3 protein-coding genes are annotated in these 2,382 nt (G+C 60.2%); all 3 read left to right on the top strand.

Features of this window, described 5'->3' with window-relative positions:
- Positions 1 to 494 (top strand): hypothetical protein (locus J5J06_15605; protein ID MCO6438516.1); only part of this gene is annotated, 494 nt, incomplete at its 5' end.
- 208 nt (positions 495 to 702) lie between these two features.
- Positions 703 to 1,845, top strand: coding sequence for a Fic family protein (locus J5J06_15600; GenBank protein MCO6438515.1), 1,143 nt, complete (start codon positions 703 to 705; stop codon positions 1,843 to 1,845).
- A gap of 101 nt (positions 1,846 to 1,946) precedes the next feature.
- Positions 1,947 to 2,382, top strand: a 436-nt coding sequence (locus tag J5J06_15595) for a hypothetical protein (GenBank protein ID MCO6438514.1), incomplete at its 3' end; no start/stop codon positions are given.

Below are 2,382 nucleotides of genomic sequence, written 5' to 3'. Positions count from 1 at the left end.
GCCGGCGTGTGCAAGATCGGCGCCAGGCGGTAGCCAACAAGAAGAACCGTGAGTTCGGGCGGCGTCAGAAGCTGATGGAGTACGCGAACCGTTGGCACGACGCCCAACGCATTCGCGAATACCTGTCGGCCTTGCAGGCGGCCATCGATGAGGAACGGGTGCAACCGCTGGATGAAGCCGGGTTTCGCGAGTGGTTCGAATGGGCAACCTGGTACGCGGATTCGATTGACCCGATCCTTCAAGCGCCTCACCCGGATGAAGAGCAGGAACGTCCCGTCAACACGCCCGTCGCAGAGCTTGACCTCACGGCCCGAGGGCGCGCCGTCATTGCAGAACTGGAGGTTGGCGATTCGGACGAGCTCGCACGTTTGCCACTGGATCGGATCACGGAGGCCTGCGGTTATCATGACATGGCAACCCATCAGGAAGTCCATCGCATACTGGAAGGCCTGGGCTACCCGACTGCGAAGTTCGAGAACCGGTACCGCTGCTGACCGGGAACCCGCCATGACCTAAATGCTTTGTATCACGTCGGGCTCCTTCGATTCCGGATCACGTCCGATAGGACACGCCCCAGAGGCCGCCTTTTGAGCCCGCATGGCGTTGAAGACTTGTTGACAGGCTATTATCGACTAAGTACGATTTCGCTAATAAGCGGGCGGCTTGTTTTCGCTGCTGAGACCCCATCGGAGCGGTGACTCTATGGCAAAAGCCTCGGGAAGGCTGGTTCGTTGTGCGGAAGGCTACTCGGCCTTTGTACCAAATCCGCTTCCTCCCGATCTTAACTGGTCAGAGCATATCATCCGGGCGCTCTCTGACGCAGACCGCCTTATCGGGCGATTGGCCGGTCAGGGGGCGCGCCTCCCGAATCCGCACCTTTTGATGCGGCCCTTCCTCAGGCGAGAGGCTGTGCTTTCCAGCCGTATCGAAGGGACCCAGGCGACGCTGGGGGAACTTCTTGCCGCCGAGGCAGGCGCCGCTGTGGAGCGAAGCCCGGATGATCTTCGCGAGGTTGGGAACTACGTTGCTGCGTTGGAGCATGGCCTTCGACGTTTGCCCGAGCTTCCACTCTCGCTGCGCCTCGTGCGAGAACTTCACGGCGTGTTGATGGAGGGCGTGCGGGGAGAACGCGCGACGCCGGGCGAGTTTCGACGTTCGCAGAATTGGATCGGCCCGCCCGGTTGCACGCTCGCCAACGCGGGATACGTCCCACCGCCGCCGAGTGAATTGATGAACTGTCTTGCGGAATGGGAGCGTGCACTTCGTGATGCGTCTATGCCGCCACTGCTACACGCCGGCCTGATCCACTACCAATTCGAGGCGATTCATCCCTTTCTGGACGGCAACGGCAGAGTGGGACGGCTGCTCATCACGCTTCTTCTTGTGGAGCGCGACATTCTACCAACGCCCTTGCTCTATTTGAGCGCGTTCTTCGAGGCCACTCGGCGCGACTACTATGACCGACTTCTTGCGGTGAGCAGGGAGAGTAAGTGGGAGGATTGGCTGGAGTACTTCCTCAACGGCGTGGCCCGACAGTCGGAGGACGCGGTAAGTCGCGCTGAGAGGATAAACCAACTTCTCGACCAATGGCGGCTGAAAGTCGCAGGTTCGGCGTCAAAGACGCCCGCGCTCCTGCTGGACATGATCGCGGAAAATCCGTTCGTTACCGCGAACAGGGCTGCCCAACGTCTGGGTGTGGCGTTCACGACGGCACAGCGAGCGATCAGGAAGCTCAAGGGCGCGTCCATCATTGCGGAGGTCGGAGATGCACGCCGGGATCGCGTTTACTGCGCAAAAGCGATCTTGGATATTCTGGAAGAGCCTGCAAGACTGAAGCCGGGATAGGCACGGCGAGTTTCGAATCGACGTCAAGGGTCGCGCGTGTAACCGCGTCGTTGATACTCGACGTTCTCCGCGAGGCGGGACGGAACGGCTATGAGTGAGTCATGAAGCATCTGCAAAGCAACGAGGTTCAAGGACTCCGCCGAATACTCCGCGACCAGTATAGTTTCCACACCATCGTCAAAGAGCTGATCCAGAACGCCGACGACTCGCAGGCTGGCAAGTTCCATATCGGCTGGACCGACAACTGGCCTCAGAGCATCCACCCGTTGCTCACCGGGCCGACCATACTCGTTCTCAACGACGGAATCTTCCGAGACGCGGACGCGGAAGCGATATGGCGAGTGAACGAAGGTGCGAAGGGCGAGGATCTCGGCGCCATCGGGAAGTACGGTCTGGGTATGAAGAGTGTTTTCCATCTCTGCGAGGGTTTCTTCTATCTGGCATCGCCGGACCAGCCCGCCGCGGACGGCCGTGACTTCGCCGAGTTACTGACACCGTGGCCTCGCGGAGGACCGCACGATGACTGGAGTGATTTGG

The sequence above is a fragment of the Phycisphaerae bacterium genome, assembly GCA_024102815.1.
In the GTDB taxonomy this organism is placed as follows: Bacteria; Planctomycetota; Phycisphaerae; order UBA1845; family UBA1845; genus JAGFJJ01.
The sequence above is the reverse complement of the archived record's forward strand: the minus strand, read 5'-3'. Positions and strand labels throughout refer to the sequence as shown.

Coding starts and splice junctions, on each gene's coding strand:
- J5J06_15600 (MCO6438515.1), top strand. CDS start 703: ATGGCAAAAGCCTCGGGAAGGCTGGTTCGTTGTGCGGAAGGCTACTCG.